Source organism: Streptomyces sp. NPDC005195 (genome assembly GCF_040608315.1).
GTDB lineage: Bacteria > Actinomycetota > Actinomycetes > Streptomycetales > Streptomycetaceae > Streptomyces > Streptomyces kaempferi.
On record NZ_JBEXHZ010000004.1, the window covers coordinates 157,601 to 177,045 of the forward strand.

The window sequence follows — 19,445 nt, forward strand, 5'->3', positions numbered from 1 at the left end:
GCGCCTATGGTCTCAAGCGCGCGGTCGGCTTCCGGGGGTTCCAGCTCTGAAGGGATGGCTTCATCCCCGGCCTGTCTGGGGGCGGCCCGGAGATTCGTCCGGGACCCAACCGACGGTCGGGCTTTGCCGATGGCCACGAAGTGACCTGCCAGCGCCGGCCGCGCACCACTTCTGGCGTGAATGATCCCTGGCATGGGATACGAACTTCACCTCACGCGGGCATCGGCGCGACGATGCCGCCAACTCCTACCTGGGCGTATGTGTCATTGGCCTGTGTGCAATGATCCCGCCCTTACGTTCGGGAGAAAGCGGCCCCATGTCCTCACATACGCGTCACGTCGCCCTGTCCGCGGCCGTTGCCGGCGTGCTGGTTCTCACCGGATCGGTCGCGCTGCTCCCCGCCGCCGCGGCCACCTCCGGAGTGACGGCCTCGCTGCCGGCGCGGACCACGTCCGTACCGTCGGCCGACCAGGTGTCGGGGTCCGGTCAGGCGGTCGTCTGGCAGCAGAGCACGTCCGCCGACAGGCTGCCGCACGGCTGGTTGTCCGTGGCGAACGGCACCCCACAGGACCTCGGGCCACTGGCCGACACCGGCGACTACGCCAACCCCGATGTGGTGTCCGTGCAGGGCTCGGTGGTGGCGACCGCCACCTCGGCCAACCCCAACGGCGACCTCGTTGACCACGTGACCCTGCGCCACCTCGACACGGGCGCCCGAGAAACGCTCGCCGTCGCCTACGACAGAACCGGCAACTCACTCGACGAGCATTACCGGGCTCAGGCCGGCGACGGCATCCTCGTCCAACAGGCCTACGAAGACGGCGACTCGGAGTACCGGGTGCGGCTGGTGCTGCGCACCTCCGGCGGCGACCGCACCCTGTTGTCCGACGACGAGCAGTACCAGGTGCTGGCGTCGGACGCCGATGGCGCGCTGGTTCTGCGGCGGACCGCACCCGGCTGGAGTCACCAGATCGACTATGTCGACTTCGCCACCGGCACGACGGTCACCGTCGCCGAGCCGGACACCGACCAACTGCCGCAGGGGCTGGAGTTCACCCCCTCCCACTTCGGCGTCATCGACGGCGCGACCCTGACCGAGTGGCGGCGATCCGCGCCCGCCGACGGACCGGCGACCGTCACCCTGCCCACCGACAAGGCCCGCTGGATCAGCGACGACACCCTGGCCTGGTACGAGTGGAGCGCCAACGGCAACGAGCTGTACGCGATGTCCCGGGACGGCTCCACCGCCGCCGCCGACCTCGACGGCACGTTCCGTGACATATCGGTGGGCGACGACGGCCGGATGCGGGCGTCTCTGTACCGGCCGGACAAGGACGCCGCCATTCAGACCGTCATCGACGGCCGGGTGTCCAAGGCCGACGGCGACGCTGCGACGATCCCCGCCGGCCCGGCGCGCCTGGATGCCCTGGCCTTGTCCGGCGGCACCCTCTACACCGCGGACGACTCCTCCCGCGGCACCGGTGTGCTGCTCTCCTCCGGCCTCACGGTCGGCCCGTCCGGAGCCTCGGCGGCCACGCCGTCCCGTGTTCTGGCCTATTCGACCGGCACCGTGCATCAGACGCTTGCCGCCGCCGGGCACCGGGTGCTGGTCGAGCAGGGCGGCGCTTACCAGGTCTACGACAACGGGAAGCCGACCGGCGTGCCCCTGGACCTGGGCGACCTCTCGACCGCTCAGGTCAGGGACTTCGACGGTGACCACTTCCTGTTGTCGGACAGGGCGACCGTCTACAACAACACCCTGCTGCTCTACACCGTGGCGACCGGCAAGAGCGAGCGCGTGCCCGACGGCTCGGTCCTGTACGGAGGCGCCTTCTACACCTCGGTGAAGAGCGGCACGTCCGGCTGGGCCATTCGGCGGACCGACCTGGCGACCGGCACCACGTCCACCGTCACCACGGTGGACTGTCTGCCCGGAGGTCTTCAGGTCCGCGGATCGTGGATCCTGCTGACGACGTGCGGGGTCGGCTCCCACCAGGGCCTGCTGATCAAGACGGGCGCGACCACCACCCGTACGTCGGTGGACTCCTCCGTGACGGCCCCGGTCCTCGGTACGGACACGCTGTACACCTTCACGGGGAACGCCGGACCGGGCATCACCGTGAACGCCCAGGCGCTGGGTGTGGCCGGCGCCACCGCGCAGCCGCTGTTCACGCTGCCGTCGAGGGCGAACACCGGTGCCGCCGAGCGGTGGGCTGTGGACCGTGAGGCGCCGTGGGCCGCCTGGATGGACGATGACGGCGTCACCCACATGGTGTGGGCGGGCGCGCCGTCCCGCTCCTCCGGTTCCGTCCCCGTCCCGGCAGGGTTCAGTCCGAACGGTGACGGCTCGTCCGACACCTGGGCGCCCATTTGGACGTACAACCGGCCGGTGACCTGGACGCTGACCCTCAAGTCCGGCAGCACCTCGGTGCGCACCCTGACCGGAACGGCCCCGGGCGGGAACGTCTCTCCGGTCTGGAACGGCAAGAACACCGCGGGTACGGCGGTCACCGAGGGCGCTTACACCTGGACACTCACCGCGAAGGACACGGTGACGGACGAACCCGCGGCCGGCCTCAGCGGTACGGTCACCCTGCGCAGGAGCGTTCCTGCCGCGTCCGCCACCACACCCACTCTCGCCAGTGACGGCTCGACGGGCGCGGTGATCCCGGTCGGTTGGGCGGCGAGAACGGTGGGCGTGACGTCGTACGACGTCGGCTGGCGGGTCGCCACCCGCGGCAGCACGGGCGTCTGGACGCTCGGTTCGCTCCAGACGTGGCACAACCGCACCACGGCCACGTCTGCGGCGTTCGGCACATCCGGGAGCCCGGTGACGCCGAAGTCCGGTCTGACGTACCGCTTCTACGTGCGTGCCCATGACGACGCCGGTCAGACCGGGGCGTGGAGCGCGGCGGCCACGACGGGCGTGCCGATCGACGACCGGTCCTCGCTGCTGACCTACAAGGGGACCTGGACATCGGCGTCGGTGACGTCGGCCTGGGCGAAGACCGAGCGGGTGTCCGCCACGAAGGGCGCCACGGTGTCCCTCACCGGCGACGGTACGAAGATCCGGATCGTGGCGACCCGCAAGTCGAATGGCGGCCGCTTCGCCGTGTTCGTCGACGGAGTCACCGTGGGAACGGTGGACACCTACGCTCCGACGACGGGCTACCGGAAGGTGGTGTTCACGTACACGCTCGGTACGAAGATCACCGGCCACAAGGTGCAGTTGAAGGTGCTGGCCGGTAGCTCGGCCGGGCGCTCCACCGTGCACCTGGATGCGGTCATGGTCACCCGTTGACCCGTTGACCCGTTGACCTGGACGACCAGGCCCGGAAGCCATGAAGCTCCCCCAGTCGCCCATTTGGTCGGGACGGGGGCCGGACGTCTTCGTGCACCACTCGTCAATCATGGCCACAGGCTTCAAGTCGCTGAAGGAAGGCCAGAAGGTGACGATGGAGGTCACCCAGGGCAAGAATGGGCCTCAGGCCAAGAGCGTCGTACCCAGCCAGGACTTGGCCCACCTGATCGGATGGACAAGAGCCGATTTCGCGATCCGGTCCCCGCTCGGGCGTTCGACGATTCCTCCGCCCCCGACAAGTCGCGAGCGGTCTTGAAAACCGTCGTGGTACCGATGTCACCGTGGGTTCACATCCCACACCCACCGCAGGTGAACGGCTCCTGACCAAGGAACTCGGTCGGGAGCCGTTGCCATGTCCTTGCACCGCTGGCGCCCGGTGTTCCCCTTGGCTCCTCGAGCGAACGGGCACGATAGGGGCACGGATAACCTCTGTTGCCATGACTGCTGTTGTTCCCACTGACCCGCAGCGAGAGCACGAGAGGGGGCGGGTCGCCCTCTGGCTCGCTCCCGATGACCTCCGTCGGCTGGCAGAGCATTGTTGCTGCGGTCCGGAGACCTCGGATGAAGATCGTGATCGTTGCGGCCGCATCCGCTTTCGGGCGCGTGCCGCCCTGCACAAGCAGGGCCTTACCGACTGAGAGTCACGTCCGGCGAGCAGTTCTGACCTCGCCGCATTGCAACCGCCCTGCAACAGGGCCTCCCGGAATGCTCGGAATGAGGTCGCACCCCCGAGCTATCAGGAGGCCCTGCCTTGATGCGCGTACGGCCGGAAGATCACCCGACCAGGAACTCCGTTCGACCTGCAGGTTTCAAGATCGGTTGAGATGCGGCTTCTCACTGCAAGCGACGCCTCACCGACCTGGACTGAACCCACCACCCCGTTGAACCGTCAGATCACGAAGTAGGACTGGAGTACTGGGCCACGTAGAGCACCCTGCGCTGCGCCCAGCGCCACCCCGAACTCCTCATCGGCTTCCTGGCCGGAACCGGTCTGGAACTTGTCGCCCCCGCGTCAGCCCGTAGTCAGAGATCAGCATCAGCGGGGATCTCGTCACGCGATCAGCCGTGGACGGTCTGCTTCACACCGTCCTCGGTGGTGATGTCCACGGACATCCGCCACCTCGTACGCTTGTCGACCGTGACGGTGACCGTGTCCGCGAATTTTCTGCCGTGCAGATCCTTCGCCTTGATGCGGGCGCCGAACGTGGCGCTGTCGTCGCAGCCACCGGCCTCGGCGCTGAGGCCGGTTCCGCTGGTGACAGTGAGGCCGCCAGGTCCGAGACAGTCGTAGCGGACGCCTAGTTCGGCGATCCGGTCAGCAGAAACAGGAAGTTTGACCGTCCCGGGTCCGAGATGGCCCGGCGTCTCCTTTCCGCTGTCAGGATGGTCCGGATCAGACACCAGCACTGATTTCGACGGGCTGCTCACAGAAGCCCGATCTCCCCCTCCCCCTCCCCCACACCCGGCGGCCAGGATGACGATGACTGGCAGTACGGCCAGATGTCTTCTGCGCATCAGCTCTTTCCGTGCCAGGTTTCGCGACCCTGGTAGACCAGCCGCGTTGATCCACTGCGCAGCACCTTGGTAGTGCAGTTGGGCTGCGTCTGGTTGTAGTTCCACTTCGTGTACTTGACCTTCACACCCGCGTGCAGGTAACCGTGCTGCTTGTTGTTCGGCACCTTCTACGACCACGTCTAGGTCGAGTTGTTCGTCTACTACCATGCGAAGTGGTAGTCGAACGACGCCGACGCCTTGTCGAAGACCGTGTTCGCTTCGCCCGAGATCGCTCCGCCCACGGTGGACGTCGTCGTCTTTCCCTTGTGGAAAGTGATGCTGATTGTCGTACCGCTGTCGCCGCCGGAACGGGGTTCCAGGTCCCGGTAGTAATTTTGACTGCCGGAAAAATCGTAGCCCGTGGTCATCGGGCAACTCATGGGCACAGCGGCGGAGGCAGGTGTGGAGCTGATGATGGCCAGTGCCGCTGCGACACAGCCTGTCGACATGATTCGCGAAATTCCGCGCACGCGTTCCCCTCGCTTTTCTTTGGTCGACAACGGCCTCTACAGCCGCCGAGGAGAGACCCTAGCGCCGACTCCCACCGCCGTTCGCACGGTTGAGCGAAACCTGAGGTGCGGCGACAGGCGGGACCGGGTCGCCCGTTCGGGTGCTGGTGTCCCTACTCCAGCACTTGGCGATCTGACGGATCATCCGAGTGGAGGGCCTACACCGATAAATGGGTGGAGGAACGGGAGTTGGCGCCCCTGACGCAGGATCTCTACCGCTACCTCCTCGACAAGCATTTGATCGCCCTCGCCGACATTGACCTGGACGAGATCACCGCACCTCGTGTCCGCGAATGGCGGGCCGAGCGGTTGCGGGTGACCGGGGCCAAGACGATCACAGCAAAGGCGTACCGCCTCCTCAGAGGGATCATGGAGACGGCCGTCGATGACGAACTGGTTCAGCGCAACCCTTGTCGGATCAAGGGCGGTGGCAAGGAGAAAGGTGCCGAGCGCCGGATCGCCACCGTCGCCCAGGTCGATGCCCTCGCAGAAGCGGTGGGGATGCGGTGGCGGCTCATGGTCCATCTCGGCGCCTACGGTCCGATGCGGCCGGAGGAACTGGCGGGCCTGCGTCGCCGGGACGTCGGCCTCGACACCCTTCGGGTCCGTGTTCGTCTCGCCGAGCCGGAGCGGATGAACGGGCGACGGGTCCAGGGCGACACCAAGTCGGAGGCGGGAACACCGACTGTGGCAACAGTTCGGAGAGCTCGGGCCACAGCCGTCGAGAAGGCCCCCGACAATCGTTCTGGCACGCGGCGACTGATGCTGGCGGAAAGCAAAAAGGCCCGGGTCGATGACCTGGGCCTTATCCATGGAGCGGGTGACGAGAATCGAACTCGCACTCTCAGCTTGGGAAGCTGCGAGCATCGGAGGCCGACTTGGAGGTTGACCTGGGCGGACGGCTTCGAGGCGGCCTATTCGTGCTCGCTTGCTTTCACCGTGATTCCCCGCTGTTCCCCGCTCCATCTGGTGCGCTTGTGGTGCACGTAGACTCCGCGCCTGGATCAGGCATGTGTCATCAAGTCGGTCAGTTCGGCGTCGGTGGCCTCCGGCCGGAGATGAACGTCGAAGTTATAGCCCTCGTCGCAGAACACCACGGCAAGGTCCGCGGGAGCGAGTCTGCGGAAGACGATCGCCAACCATGCAGCGTCGGCCTGCCAGACGTCCAGGTACAGGCAGGCACCGTCCTCGTGTAGGTATGCCTCGCCTGGGCCGTTCTCCGTTTCGAAGGACCAACAGAGGCTCCGCGCTTCGCTTCGGTGCGTCGAGTCAATCTCGACGGCTGTCCATTGAGCTCGTATCGCCGTGGTCAGCGCTTCCGCGTCGACTCGCCATCCGCCCGGCTCGCTATCGGCTGATGTTCCTCAACTCACCCTCGCTGATGGGAACCTGCGCCGACACATAAACCACCCTGTCTGAGCTGGGGGAGAGCTGTCGGCAACTGTCATCGCTTGTCGGCGTTGGTCGACCTCGGACGGCCCACAGACGGCCCGGCCGGAACCACACGGTGAGTACCGCAACGGCCCCTGAAGGCGTAACGGTGTGACGGCCGCATCACACCCAAACCCCTAGGCAGGCGCAGGTGTGACGCGCCCGAATGGGGCCCGTCACACCGCCTCGCACCTGCCGTCACGCCGACGCCTCCGCGGCGCGCGGAGGGCGCGGTCGTTGATGCTGCGCCGGGAGGGGTCCGAGAACTGTCGGTCTTCTAAACCGCGTGACCCGTCATCGTCTGGGCCCTAGAGTTTCCCGCGACCCGCCCAAGGCGCATCTACCCGGTAAGGGTGCGTCCTGCCCGCAGTTGGTGAGGGTGGCAGCCCGTTCGAGCCGGGCCGGGCCCGAAGGAAGTCCTCGTGCTGCGGGCACGATCGGACCTCCGCCAAACCAGCAAGAAGGAGCGGCCTACGGCCGCGTGTTCCTTGGCAGCTCGCTCCGCTCGCGCGGCCACCGCCGTCAGGGCGACGGCCCAGCACCGGCAGTCCTTGAGCCGTGGGCTGGCCGCGGCCTCCCGCTCTATCGGGCACCGCTGTGGCACGGGCACTTCTGATCCGTAGCTAGAGCCGGATCGGTCAGCAGTGGCCATACCGGCCGCTTGGAGGTTGATGAGGGGCGCTAGCGGACGGGGTTGGTTGCTGGGGTTGCGGTACCGCGCTGCTGTACAGCGTGCCTGTCACGAGTCAGTCCAGGCGTCCGCGATCGCCGCCCGACCGATGCGTCTCCCGACTGCTGGGGCTGACACGTCCACCGATGACCACTTGAGGTGAGGATGTCCGCGTTCGGGCGCAGCGGGAGGGGAGCGCCTTGGGGGTAGACCACCGAGCGACCCGGCCGAACCGAGCTCCGTCGGCGATTTCGCAGGCTGTCGTGCTAGGTGCTGTGCCACCAGTACCGGCCGGAGCAGGGCTTGGACGCGTTGCTACGCTCACGATCAGCGTGCCGGCCGCCTCGTGGATGCTGGCCGGATTCCCTGGGGGGAAGTTCATGCGATCACCCGTGCGCGTGGCGCTGGCGGCCGGTGCCGTTCTTGCGTCGCTGCTCGTCACGACCACCGGCGGCTCCGCCGCCGCGGCCAGTCCTTCGCTCAAGGTCACCACGATCGGCCGCAACGGCTCGGTGGCGTCTGACTCGCTTCTTCAGATCGTGGATGTCCGAACCCGTAGGTCGGTGGGCCGGTTCGGGGCGAACGGCAGCCCGATCGCGTTGCCTGCGGGTCAGTACGCGGTTGTCTCCCTCATTCGCGAGTCTGATTCTGATAACCAGACGTTTGGCGCAGCGGTGGTGACGGTCTCCGGCGCCACTTCCGTCACCATCGACGCCCGGAAGGGCCGGCCGGTGCAGGTGTCGCTCGACGCGCCCGGCCTCGGGCCGCAGGACATCGATGCAGCGATTTGTGTGGACGGTGCCCCAGCCAGCGCGTCCACCGACCTCACAGCGGGTGGGCCTGCGGGCCACGTCTACGCCATCCCCAATGCGTCGTCGCTGCTGCGCTTTGCCTATCTGTCCCGATGGGAATGGGGCGCGATGCGGGAGGCCTACGCCGTCAGCGGGGCCACGGTCGGTGTTCCGGCGAACCCGGGCGGCGTCCACTACGCGAAGAACCTGGCCACCGAGCATGTCCAGTCCAACGTGGGCCCGAACGGGAACAGCAGCCAGGAACTGTATCTCGCACCGCAGGGCTCGCCCTGCCAGAGCCGGCTGCGGGTGAACGCCTACACCAACCTCGGTGGGGGCGCGCCGTATCCGTTCGCCCTCCACCTCGGGGCGGGCAAGTGGGACGTGAGCTCCGACGAGTACGGCGAACTGGGCGGGGGCGGCACCTTCAACAGTGTTCGTAACCTGGCCGCCGGTACGTCGTACAGTCAGACTTTCTATCGGGCGGGATGGGGGCCGGCGAGGTTCCTCCCATACATGACGTACGGCGAGATCCGCCTCAGCGTGAACCACATGTTCCAGGACCCATACACCACCGGTTTTGAGTTCGGCTCCAAGACACGGGTGACACTCAGCCGGGACGGCAAGCAGCTCTCCACGAAAACCGTGATCGGGAACTACAGAGGCAACAGCCCGACCGAGTTCATATCGGAAGCGAGTGGGGCCGGCTGGTACACGCTGGACGCGTATGCGATTCGCTATCGGCCCGGTATCACCTACCCCGCGGGCATGCTCTCGCCCTCCACCCGCGCGGTATTCCGCTTCCACGCCGACCCGCGGACATCGCAGGTCGCCCCAGGCGTGCTCAGCCGCTTCCTGATCGGCGGCCTCGACGCGTACGGCATCGCAAAGCCGAACAGCACCACCCCGGTCGGCTTGTTCATGGACCGCTCCGACCCGCACCACGGCGTGGCGTACAAGTCCGATACCGCGAAGACCGTGCAGGCCTGGTACTCCACCGACAATGGCAAGACCTGGCACGGCCTGCACGTCACCCACAGCGGTTCGACCTGGTCGACCAACGTCCCGAACCCTGCCAAAGGCAAGGTCTCGCTGAGCGCGAAGGCCACGGACGCGGTGGGCAACAGCGTGCAGACCTACTCCAACCAGGCCTACGCCGTCCAATGATTCCGACCGAATCAGGCCGTAAGCGGTCTTGAAAACCGTCGTGGCAGCGATGTCACCGTGGGTTCAAATCCCACCACCTCCGCTCGCAGAGCAGTGAGAACGGCCCCCGAGCTGGTTAGTTGGTCGGGGGCCGCTCTCGTGTCCGGCTACCGTGACTGACCGGTGTTCCCCGTGGTTTTCCGCTCGATCGGGCACGCACGGGGCACGACGGTCTCCTCGATGCGAACTGTGGGCAGGACGGGTACTGTCGCGCCACCGCTGCGGGACCGGTCAGTCGACGAAGTACTGATCGTGCCTGTCGAAGAACTTGGCGCGCTCCGCCTCCGTGGCGTCGCCCATCTCCGACGCTGTCTCGAAGAACTCCTCACGCGGTGCGCCCGGCGTGAAGAGGAGCAGCATCTCGGCCAGACTGTCGGAGTCGTTACGGAAGGCGTGCAGCCCTCCCTGCGGAACGAGCAGGAAGTCGCCCTCTCGCGCGTCGATCCACTTCTCGCCGTTGAAGAGACGGACGGTTCCACTGAGGATGAAGAAGGACTCCGAGATGGTCCGGTGGAAGTGCGTCTTTGGGCCATCCGCCTTCGCCCCCAGCATGACCCGATAGAGGCCGAACTCACCGTGCGTGATGTCGCTCGTCGCAAGGTAGCGGATGCGCATGTCGTCTCCGGGTTCGCCGACATTCGTCGCAGTGTCGGCCGGCAGGAAGTGCGCGTTGATCTCGCCTCTATCGCCGTAGTACACCTGCTTCGGGTACGACATACAAACCATCCCCTTAGGCACTCCGGACGCCAGAGCTAGAGGTCGCGCGTACCTCTCCATCCTGTGCACAGCATCCGGGGTATGCCATTCGGGACGGTCATCGGGCGCTGAGGAGTGGTCGCAAGTGATTGTCGGTTGTGCGGATGATCCAGAGCCTGCGCATAAGCATGCGGTTGGCGTAGCGACTTTGGCCGGGAGCTGCTTTGGCGCGAGTGATCATGGCCCCGTAAGCTTCCGGCGCGTCGGGCAGTCTGTGGACCTGCCCGGTAAAGCACGACGTTGGGGCCATGATCTTCGAGGCTCGCCCCATGGTGGCTGGCTAAAGTCGTGGAGCCGACCGCCCCAGCCACGACGTGTTCTGACCTCATGCCGCCGGCCAATCCTCACCAGGGTGCGCGTCGGCGCAGCGCGGGCGGAGCGGGCCGGAGGCAGGAGCGGCGCCCGCGGCGGAGCCGGGAGCGCGCCCGGCGGAGCGGAGCGCAGCCGGGGCTTGAACCAGTAGAGAAGGTTGTAACTCACTCGGTGGCGTGAGGTTACTCAGCCTCAGGAGACGCTTGGTGCGCTTGCTCTGCTGAAGGCTGGGCGCCGTGGTGCACAGCTTGGAACTCGTCCAACAGGTCGAAGAACAGGTCCATCGCAGGCACGTTGGTTGCTTGCGCGGCCCGCTCGATCTCAACCGCCCAGCCCAGGGCGCTGGGATACGTCATGCCCAGCCGCTTCCACAGCCATTGGGCGAAGGGACCGGTGTGCACGAAGTCGGACTCTTCCTCCACCCCGTGAATCTCCAGGGCGACGTGGTACCCGGTCAGGATGGAGTCCAGATGTTGCAGCGAGCTGCGACGGACCCACATGCTGGGGCGCAGCCGCACCTCCTCCAATAGGTCATAGACATTGGCCAGCTCACTCGGCGGCCTCGGCGGCCGGCCAGTCTTCCGAGAAGGCGGCGCCTATCTATCAGCACTCCGACGAGGAACAGTCGGCCGTCTCGCTCGATCCAGACACGGTGCTGTCCCAGCTCGACGAGTTCGAGTCCGAGGCCCGGGGTCGCGGAGTCAGCCATACGACGTTCCGCCGGCTCACGGAGGTGCTGAACCTCAGCGGGTCCGGATGTGGTGCGCGCCCCACTTGCAGGTCTAGACGACAAAGAACCCCCGGGTCATCGACCTGGGGGTTTCACATGGAGCGGGTGACGAGAATCGAACTCGCACTCTCAGCTTGGGAAGCTGATGTTCTACCACTAAACTACACCCGCGTAAGACATCGGCCTGGCCGGTGTCGAATGCCCGCTCACTCTACCTCATGCCTGGCCCCCGGCGCTGAAGCCGCGGGGCCGGTGCGCGTTTCGGGGGATGGACACGGCTGCGGGGGAACGGAGTTGGGGCGTACGGTGGAGGCGAGGGAGAGGGTCCGGGCGGGGTCGGAGTGCCGCTTGGAGGGCCGTCCCAATCATCCCGTAATGTGGCTTTCGTCGTCAGTCACGCCAGTGCCTGACGAAGGCTCTTGGGGAAGGGACTCCGTGGACTTGATGGAGCGCACCGTCGTCCGATGTGCCGACGGGCACGTGTTCAGCACCGCTTCGTTCCCGATGCAGAAGGCCGAGCGGCTCGGACCCGGTCGATTGATCCGGTGCCCGCGGTGCGCGCGGCTGCGGAACGTCGTTCCGGTGGCGTTGGAGAAGCAGTAGCGGCAACCGCTGAGCGGTGTCAGCAGGTGTAGGCGTGGGGCTGTCCACAATTGTGGGCAGCCCCACGCGTATCCTCGGGGCGTGCTTCTCTCAGACAAGGACATCCGGGCCGAGATCGGTGCCGGACGGGTGCGGATCGCTCCGTACGACGAATCCATGGTGCAGCCGTCGAGTGTCGACGTGCGGCTCGACCGCTATTTCCGGGTGTTCGAGAATCACCGCTACCCCCACATCGACCCCTCCGTCGAGCAGGCGGATCTGACCCGGCTGGTCGAGCCCGAGGGCGACGAGCCGTTCATCCTGCACCCCGGGGAGTTCGTCCTCGCCAGTACGTACGAGGTCATCACGCTGCCGGACGACCTCGCCTCGCGGCTCGAGGGCAAGAGCTCCCTCGGGCGGCTCGGCCTCGTCACGCACTCCACCGCGGGGTTCATCGATCCCGGCTTCTCCGGGCACGTGACCCTGGAGCTGTCCAACCTGGCGACGCTGCCCATCAAGCTCTGGCCGGGCATGAAGATCGGGCAGCTGTGCATGTTCCAGCTCAGCTCGCCGGCTGAGTTCCCGTACGGCAGCGACCGGTACGGCTCCCGCTACCAGGGGCAGCGCGGACCGACCGCCTCCCGGTCCTTCCTCAACTTCCACCGGACCCAGGTCTGAGGGCGTGAGCGTGACGGAGGCGCGGGAGAACCTCACCTACGAGCGGTTCGGGACCGCCGTCCGCGAACTCGCCCAGAGCATCGCTGACGACGGATACGAGCCGGACATAGTGCTCTCCATCGCGCGCGGGGGTGTCTTCGTCGCGGGCGGCCTCGCGTACGCCCTCGACTGCAAGAACATTCACCTGGTGAACGTGGAGTTCTACACGGGCGTCGGAACCACGCTCGAGATGCCCGTCATGCTCGCCCCCGTCCCCAACGTGATCGACTTCTCCGACAAGAAGGTCCTGATCACGGACGACGTCGCCGACACCGGCAAGACGCTCAAGCTCGTGCACGACTTCTGCGTCGACACCGTCGCCGAGGTCCGCAGCGCCGTGATCTACGAGAAGCCCCACTCGCTCGTGAAGTGCGAGTACGTGTGGAAGCGGACCGATGAATGGATCAACTTCCCGTGGAGTGTTCTGCCTGTAGTACGTAAGTCGGGCGAGCCGATCACGCCGTCAAAAGAAGCGTTCTGACCGGCTCCTTCTCCCGATGTCTGAGAGAGTCCTTCGCTAGATCAGCGAGGGACTCTTTTGCTGTCCGGACCTTCGGGCCGCCTTCTGATCCGTAGCTCTGGAGAGATCGGTCAGCGGTGGTCATACAGGCCACACTTCGGGCACAGGGAGGTGCTACAGGATGGGATCGGTTTCTGTGGTTGCTGTACTTCGCTGCTGTACCGCCGTTTCAGGAAGTCTCGTGAGTACAGGGACAGGCCCGCATGCCTCTACAGACCGCGCAGTGCCTCGTACAGACTGTTACAGGCTGCCCAACAGATGACACTGCCGTCGTCGTACAGGCTGCCCATGTACCAGTCGTCGTCATGGACAGGCTGCACAAGGCACAGGTCGTGGAACCCGAGAACGATCTCCGGGTGCAGCGCCTTGTCGGGGGCTCCGGGGCGCCCTACCCATTTCACCGCCCGGTTTGGCCCCAGGGCGACAGTCTCTTTGTCCCCGGATACGTCGCGGATCTGCTGAAGGGACCACCCCGGGGGTAGCCGCGCGTCTGCCATACACGGATGATCTCACCGCCAGATATGGAGCACCGCTTTAGGAGCGAGGTTGCGCGATCACAGGCGTGACCTGGGAATCTCTGCCCTGGGCAGCGAGGGGTGGTCCACACCCTGGGGAACCTCGACTCCCCGTGAGTCCCTGTCCGTTCTGGCACGGAAGTGGCACGGCCCTGGGTCCCTCGATGCGAACTATGGGCACGACGGTCATTCAGGTCTGCCGAGCCGGTGAACCAGTCGCCGAGCGCCTGTGACGGTCGACTGCGGTCACGTCGGTTGCTGTACTTCGCTGCTGTATCGCGATGGTTTGGGGATGCCTACCGAGACGGACCCGCACTGGCCCGGGCCCGAGCAGGACGGCTGGGTGGCAGTCGAGAAGAGCTTGGGCTGGCTTACCTTTACCAGCGTGTTCCTCTCCTCTGCTCCGCAGACCAACGACGACCCGATAGCCGGAGGCCTGGGCTTCCTGGCCATCGGCGCACTGGTGCTGGTCTTCACATTCCTCGCTCGGTGCTGGGGACGGAAGGTGTTCCAGGAGGAGGGTCCCTGGTCCTTTCGAGCGGGACAGGTGCAAGGCGTCACTGCGCTCGTTGTCGGCCTGGGCATGCTGGTGTACGGCGCTACGGCATGGTGAATCCCTTCGCTGCCGGATCTCAACGGCTCCGCCCATTGCGACTGAGGGTCTTACGCATTCGCTGCCCCTCGGTCCGTCCACGGTCTTGAAAACCGCCGTGGCGCGAGTCACCGTGGGTTCAAATCCCATACCCACCGCAGGTGAACGGCCCCGGACCAGGTAAATCAGTCAGGGGCCGATGCGTTGCCTGGTGCCCGTGGATGCCCGCGGTTCACCGTTGTTTCCCGCTCGACCGGGCACGACTGGGGCACGACGCCTTGCGATCCGTAGCTCTGGTGCGAGTAGTCCATGGCCGGGCCAGGTCCTTACTGCCTCGCCCACCGCCGCAGTTTCCCGACGGCGCGCGCCTTGTGAAGTTGGCTCGCCGAGACTTCGTTCGAGTTTGTCATGAAAGCCGTGATGGGGGTCCAGCGCTTGCGTCCCCTGGGTGTCGCCCATCTGACCGCCGGGAAGTCCGTGATCTCTGTGATGCCTTCGCGGGCGATCGCCCGCGTGCGCAGGTATCCACGGACCACCAGCGTCCCGTGCTCGCACCTCACTCCGAGGCGATAGCCCCTGACGGCGATCACCGCGAACCCGATCAGGGCCAGGCAAGCCACCAGTCGCGGAAGGGTGTCGCCGGCCTGCACCAGGTACGCGATGGCCACAACTGCCGGAACTATCCCGAGAGCGCTGTTCGCGACACGGTTCACCCCCCACGGCACCAGCTCCATGACGCTCCTCATCTGCACCAACGGCGGGTCGGCGAGCCTACAGGCAGCGAACCATCCACGGACAACAGCACTATTTCTCCCGCTCCGGTGATCGGCTGGCGTGAGTGTCCAGACGCCAGGCGCGACGGCATCGCCGAGGTCGGCCTGTACCGGTGGGATCACGAGGGCACTGTCGATGAGCCGGGTGAGCTGCTGTGGCGCATCAAGGCTCCCCAGGGGATCACGATGCATCGGATACGTCTCGGAAGCTCCCCGCGCGGTTTCACCACGCAACTCCCCCTGTCCGTCACGCTGGACCCCACAGTCACGTACGCACTGCGCACCAACATGACTTCAGATGATCTCGTCTCGGGGTTTCTCACCGTCAACTCGGTGCCGGGCGTGTGGTCTTCAGCGACGGCAAAGAGGAATCACGAAAGGCGTATGACGATCGAGACGACGAGGACTTCGGCTGCTTCGCCGGCTGGAAGGGGCCGGCACCGATGCCTGGAGTGTTCTGCCCCCAGTACGTAGGCCAGGGGAGCCGACCACGTCGTCGAAAGACGCGCTCCGAGCCACTTCAAGGCCGTCAGCCGGAACGTGTGGCGTTCGGACGTATGTCGTTCAGACTGTCGACGATCGTCACGGACGCCTGCGAAGGCGCGGGCACCTGAATGAGAATGGGGACGTAGACCACGTCCCCATGCCTGAACTCGGCCTTCCACGAACTCCGGTAGCAGACGATCTCATTCGGGCTGCCGCGCGTCGCATAGCACTGGAGTGCCGACTTCGTGGATACGGCCCGCGAATTCTGAGAAAGAGCGTCTGCTTCCTCTACTGACGCGCCCCATGCGCCCAGCGCCATACAGCAGCAGGCCACGGTCAGTCCGACACTCCGCAAGGCTGCTTTCTTCATTCTCATCACCCTGAAAGCTGAAGCAAGCTGCGAGTGCACTGAGCGTTCATTGTCGCACGCCGGGTGGATGTGCGTCGGATGATCTCCGCGTCCCCGGTGCCATTCAGCGGGACGGAAATCGGGTCGAGGCCGCCCTATCGGCGATCGGAATGGTGGAGTTTGCGAGCGGCTTCGTGGCGGGTGTGGACGCCGAGTTTGTTCAGTATCGCGCCGACGTGATGCCCGGCCGTCTTGGGAGTGATATAGAGGCGGGCCGCGATCTCGGCATCCGTGAGGTCCTCGTTCAGCAGCTTCAGGACGTCCAGCTCCCGGTTGGTCAGACCGTACGGATTGGCCCGGGTGGCCGCCCGGGGGCCTCGCCGGATCGGGCGGACGCCGCGGGCACGCATCACGGCGCGGGTGCGCGCCACGGCCGGCCGGGCTCCGAGGTCTTCGAGGGCTGCCAGGGCCTGGTGCAGCGCGGGTCCGTCGCCGGAAAGGCGGGCCAGCGCGGCGTCGTACGGGCAGCCCAGCGTGTCCCATCGTGCCGCGGCGCCGGCCCAGTCGCCGGCCAGTTCGAGCGCGTAGGGTTCGGCCGCCGGCACCTGCGGGGGCGTCTCTCCGGCGCGGCGGATCCAGCAGGCCAGTGCCCCGGACAGCCAGGGATGGCTGCGCTCCGCCAAAGCGTCCAGACCGCGTTGTGCCTCCGCCCGGACCCGCTCGTGGTCGCCGGCCAGCCAGGCCGCCTCGGCCCGGGCCTCCCACCCCAGGCCCGTGGCCATCAGGCAGTCCGGGTCGACGAGGCTCGCCGCCTGCTCGAGCAGCGGCCACACCGAGGCCTTGCCCTGCCGCGCTCGCACCAGCCCCAGGACGGTGAAGGCCAGAGCTCTGACGATCGGTGGTGAGTGGGGATGGGACAGTACTTCCTGTGCGGCATCGGCCGCCTGGGTCCACAGGCCCCGGTTCAACAGCCCCCAGCTGCCCCAGATCCTCGTGCACAGCAGGTGGAACAGCAGGTCGTGATCGAGACAGTGGGCTTCCGCCCGGGTCACGGCAGCGGCGGTCCGGTCGACGTCGTGCCGCAGCGCGGCGAACCAGCACATGACGAGCGCACAGGCGGCCGCGTCCACCGGCGGATCCTGCGCCATCGAGCTGGACAGCGCCTGCTCGCAGTCCTCCCAGCCGGACCCTTCGCTCAGCATCCGTGCCGCCGCGGCGTGGAAGCGCGCCTGGACGGTCACCCCCGCGTCGCCGAAGCGCTCACCGAGAGCGATCGCCTTCTCGGCGTGGGCGGTGGTCACCGCCACCGCCTCGTGTTCGTAGCAGGCCAGTTGACAGAGATTCAGGTACGCCCAGGGCAGCTCCTTGTTCGGTCCCAGCTCTTCGAGCACCCGCACCGCATCGAGGGCGGTCTGTCCCGACTCGGCGGTCCGTCCGGCGGCCCACAGTGAGTACGACAGCCGGCGCAGGTTCTCCCCCTCGTGCAGCCGGTCACCCGTCGTACGGCGCAGCCGCACCGCCGTACGGCGGGAATCGACCGCCTCGTCCAGTCGGCTCGACAGGAGACAGGCCTGCGCATGGCCCTCCAGCAGGGAGGTCTGCTGGTCGAGCGGCAGGCGGTCGGCGTGCCGCAGGGCGCGGGCGTACTGGGCCGCCGCTTCCCGGTGCGCGCCCGTCTCGGCGGCATGGGCGGCCGCCGCGGGCGCGTACTGCAATACGGCGGCCGGATCGCCGGCGGCCTCGGAATGACCGGCGAGCAGTGCCAGATCATCCGCGGTGACCGGGCCGGACCGCAACGCCGCCAGCACCTGCTGGTGTACCCGCAGGCGGCATGCGGCGGGGACGGTTTCCAGCACCGCAAGCCGGGTCAGCTCATGGCGGAACTCGGTCGCCTCTCCGTCGGTACGGACAATTCCACAGGCCACGGCCTCCTCGAGTGCCTCCTCCGGGGCCGGCAGGACGCCGGCCAGCAGCGGTGGCGAGACCCGGTGCCCCAGGACGGCCAGCACGTCGACGACCGTGCGCGCGGCGGCCGAGAGGCCGGCAAGGCGGCCGGCCACGGCCTCGCGCACCGTCGCCGGGATGGTCTCGGCCGGGGCGGCCAGGATCTCGGTGACGATGAACGGGTTGCCGGCGGAGAAGTGGTACAGCTGCTCGACGTCGACGGCGTGTCCGGTGGCCAGCCGGGCCACGGCCGGGCGACTCAGAGGCGCCAGGTCACAGCGGTGCACCCACGAATAGCCCGCCAGTGTGCCGAGGAGAGCGGTCAGGTGGTGGGTGCGTCCGACCTCGTCGTCGCGGTAGGTGGCCACGACCAGGGCCGGAACGCTCGGCAGGCGCCGCGCCAGGTGGCGCAGCAGATCCATGGTGGCCTCGTCGGCCCAGTGGACGTCTTCCAGGACCAGCAGGCTGGGATAGGTGCTCAGGTCGGCGAGCAGGCAGTCGAAGACCTCGTCGGAACGGCAGGTGCCGGCCAGCGCCCCGGTCAGGGCGGTACGCACCGCCGGTCCCAGGCGTGGAGCCAAGTCCATCAGAGGGCCCAGGGGGCGGGGTGTCGCCAGCGGGTCGCAAGCACCGGCCAGCACCCTGATACGGGGGTCGGCCAGCTGGGCCAGACGGCGGACGACGCTGCTTTTGCCGATGCCGGCCTCGCCGCGCACGAGTGCGAGGCGTCCGGGGCCGCTCACGGCCGCCTGCAGGTGACCGGTGAGGTCCTGGAGCACGGCCTTTCGCTCTAGTAGGTCCATCACCAGCCATTTTCCCTCCGTGGACGGAGCCGCGCAAAAGATCCAGATGGGTCGGGGCAGGTCGGGCGGTGGGGTGGTTCGCGGAATGCCCGTGTGGGATGTGGGGTGTGCGGAGGTGGAAGTTGGGGTGTTCACCCGATGTGCCCGCGACTATCGCAAGGCATGCTGGCCTAGGAGTTCCAGAAACCGGGTCTACCGGTCCGCGGCTCAAACCGACCCGCGCCGAGAATATCGCGCGACCGCGCCTCCGAAATACTTCCGGCAGTGAATCCGGCCACAACACGCAAGGTGAATGTTGCCGTCGTTCTGTCGATCCATGAGATTTCGGAGCGCGGATCGGTGTGAGTGCCAGGACCGGCCTACTGAGCTGGCGGCACATTTACGGACAATTACTTCCGTAATCCAATGGGCTGCAAATCGGAAGGCCCGCACTCATCGGAAAGGGATCATCATGCTCAACAAGATCGCAAAGCGCGCGGCAATGCTCACTGCTTCGGTTGCTCTGGCTGCGGGAGGCGCAATGGTGCCCTCTGTCGCCTTCGCTGCTCCGGCACCTACAGGAACTCACGCGACAGCGCCGAGCGACAACAACAACAATAACAACAACAACAACCGACGGGGCGGGAACAACAACAACAATAACAACAACAACAACAACAACCGACGGGGCGGGAACAACAACAACAATAACAACAACAACGGAGGCCGCGGAGCGAACAACAACAATAACAACAACAACAACGGCGGAGGCGGGAACAACAACAACAATAACAACAACAACGGAGGCCGCGGAGCGAACAACAACAATAACAACAACAACAACGGCGGAGGCGGGAACAACAAC

16 protein-coding genes, 1 tRNA gene and 2 pseudogenes are annotated in these 19,445 nt (G+C 66.6%); 8 read left to right on the forward strand and 11 right to left on the reverse strand.

The genetic code is table 11. The features are described 5' to 3' along the window. Positions 1-316: 316 nt before the first annotated feature. Positions 317-3,301: a hypothetical protein gene (locus ABZV34_RS06990; protein ID WP_356272054.1), complete on the forward strand. Its 2,985-nt coding sequence runs from the start codon at positions 317-319 to the stop codon at positions 3,299-3,301. A 70-nt stretch (positions 3,302-3,371) separates the two neighbouring features. Next, positions 3,372-3,509, forward strand: a pseudogene (locus ABZV34_RS06995) (cold shock domain-containing protein); the annotation flags it as partial. Positions 3,510-4,420: 911 nt separating this feature from the next. Here ABZV34_RS06995 and ABZV34_RS07000 read toward each other — a convergent pair. From ABZV34_RS07000 to ABZV34_RS07010, 3 genes are all read right to left on the reverse strand, one after another. Next, positions 4,421-4,762, reverse strand: coding sequence for a hypothetical protein (locus ABZV34_RS07000; protein WP_356272055.1), 342 nt, complete (start codon positions 4,760-4,762; stop codon positions 4,421-4,423). A 113-nt stretch (positions 4,763-4,875) separates the two neighbouring features. After that, positions 4,876-5,040, reverse strand: a complete 165-nt coding sequence (locus ABZV34_RS07005; RefSeq protein ID WP_356272056.1) for a hypothetical protein — start codon at positions 5,038-5,040, stop codon at positions 4,876-4,878. A 36-nt stretch (positions 5,041-5,076) separates the two neighbouring features. After that, a complete protein-coding gene (locus ABZV34_RS07010; protein ID WP_356272057.1) occupies positions 5,077-5,283 on the reverse strand; it encodes a hypothetical protein in 207 nt (68 codons plus the stop codon). A gap of 279 nt (positions 5,284-5,562) precedes the next feature. Between ABZV34_RS07010 and ABZV34_RS07015 the strand changes: the two are divergent. Continuing rightward, positions 5,563-6,102: pseudogene (locus ABZV34_RS07015) on the forward strand (site-specific integrase); the annotation flags it as partial. A 326-nt stretch (positions 6,103-6,428) separates the two neighbouring features. Here ABZV34_RS07015 and ABZV34_RS07020 read toward each other — a convergent pair. Continuing rightward, a complete protein-coding gene (locus tag ABZV34_RS07020; protein ID WP_356272058.1) occupies positions 6,429-6,563 on the reverse strand; it encodes a hypothetical protein in 135 nt (44 codons plus the stop codon). 1,354 nt (positions 6,564-7,917) lie between these two features. Between ABZV34_RS07020 and ABZV34_RS07025 the strand changes: the two genes are divergently transcribed. Continuing rightward, on the forward strand, positions 7,918-9,483 hold the full coding sequence (locus ABZV34_RS07025) for a hypothetical protein (RefSeq protein WP_356272060.1): 1,566 nt from the start codon (positions 7,918-7,920) through the stop codon (positions 9,481-9,483). Positions 9,484-9,753: 270 nt separating this feature from the next. On the opposite strand, the gene ABZV34_RS07030 is transcribed toward ABZV34_RS07025, so the two are convergent. The 3 genes from ABZV34_RS07030 to ABZV34_RS07040 form a co-directional block, all read right to left on the reverse strand. Then, positions 9,754-10,239: a cupin domain-containing protein gene (locus ABZV34_RS07030; RefSeq protein ID WP_356272062.1), complete on the reverse strand. Its 486-nt coding sequence runs from the start codon at positions 10,237-10,239 to the stop codon at positions 9,754-9,756. A 533-nt stretch (positions 10,240-10,772) separates the two neighbouring features. Then, positions 10,773-11,108: a hypothetical protein gene (locus ABZV34_RS07035; protein WP_356272064.1), complete on the reverse strand. Its 336-nt coding sequence runs from the start codon at positions 11,106-11,108 to the stop codon at positions 10,773-10,775. A gap of 309 nt (positions 11,109-11,417) precedes the next feature. Further along, a tRNA-Gly gene (locus ABZV34_RS07040) sits at positions 11,418-11,491 on the reverse strand. A gap of 513 nt (positions 11,492-12,004) precedes the next feature. Here ABZV34_RS07040 and dcd point away from each other — a divergent pair. Together dcd and ABZV34_RS07050 are read left to right on the forward strand one after the other, a co-directional pair. Continuing rightward, positions 12,005-12,580 carry a dCTP deaminase gene (dcd, locus tag ABZV34_RS07045; RefSeq protein ID WP_356272066.1) on the forward strand — a complete coding sequence of 192 codons (576 nt, stop codon included), beginning with the start codon at positions 12,005-12,007 and terminating at the stop codon, positions 12,578-12,580. Positions 12,581-12,590: 10 nt separating this feature from the next. Continuing rightward, complete coding sequence (locus tag ABZV34_RS07050; protein ID WP_356272340.1) at positions 12,591-13,100, forward strand: phosphoribosyltransferase; 510 nt, start codon at positions 12,591-12,593, stop codon at positions 13,098-13,100. A gap of 248 nt (positions 13,101-13,348) precedes the next feature. On the opposite strand, the gene ABZV34_RS07055 is transcribed toward ABZV34_RS07050, so the two are convergent. After that, complete coding sequence (locus ABZV34_RS07055; RefSeq protein WP_356272068.1) at positions 13,349-13,540, reverse strand: hypothetical protein; 192 nt, start codon at positions 13,538-13,540, stop codon at positions 13,349-13,351. Between the two features lie 406 nt (positions 13,541-13,946). Between ABZV34_RS07055 and ABZV34_RS07060 the strand changes: the two genes are divergently transcribed. Continuing rightward, positions 13,947-14,267: a hypothetical protein gene (locus ABZV34_RS07060; protein ID WP_356272070.1), complete on the forward strand. Its 321-nt coding sequence runs from the start codon at positions 13,947-13,949 to the stop codon at positions 14,265-14,267. A gap of 305 nt (positions 14,268-14,572) precedes the next feature. Here ABZV34_RS07060 and ABZV34_RS07065 read toward each other — a convergent pair whose 3' ends face one another. From ABZV34_RS07065 to ABZV34_RS07075, 3 genes are all read right to left on the reverse strand, one after another. Then, entirely contained in the window at positions 14,573-15,142 is a 570-nt protein-coding gene (locus ABZV34_RS07065; protein WP_356272072.1) for a hypothetical protein, read from the reverse strand. A 406-nt stretch (positions 15,143-15,548) separates the two neighbouring features. Beyond that, the gene (locus ABZV34_RS07070) at positions 15,549-15,875 is read right to left on the reverse strand and encodes a hypothetical protein (RefSeq protein WP_356272074.1); all 327 of its coding nucleotides are present in this window, start codon (positions 15,873-15,875) and stop codon (positions 15,549-15,551) included. A gap of 134 nt (positions 15,876-16,009) precedes the next feature. Further along, positions 16,010-18,601 (reverse strand): AAA family ATPase, encoded by a 2,592-nt coding sequence (locus ABZV34_RS07075; protein WP_356272076.1) that lies wholly within the window; start codon positions 18,599-18,601, stop codon positions 16,010-16,012. A 451-nt stretch (positions 18,602-19,052) separates the two neighbouring features. On the opposite strand from ABZV34_RS07075, the gene ABZV34_RS07080 reads away from it, so the two are divergent. Then, positions 19,053-19,445, forward strand: a 393-nt coding sequence (locus tag ABZV34_RS07080; RefSeq protein ID WP_356272078.1) for a hypothetical protein, incomplete at its 3' end; no start/stop codon positions are given.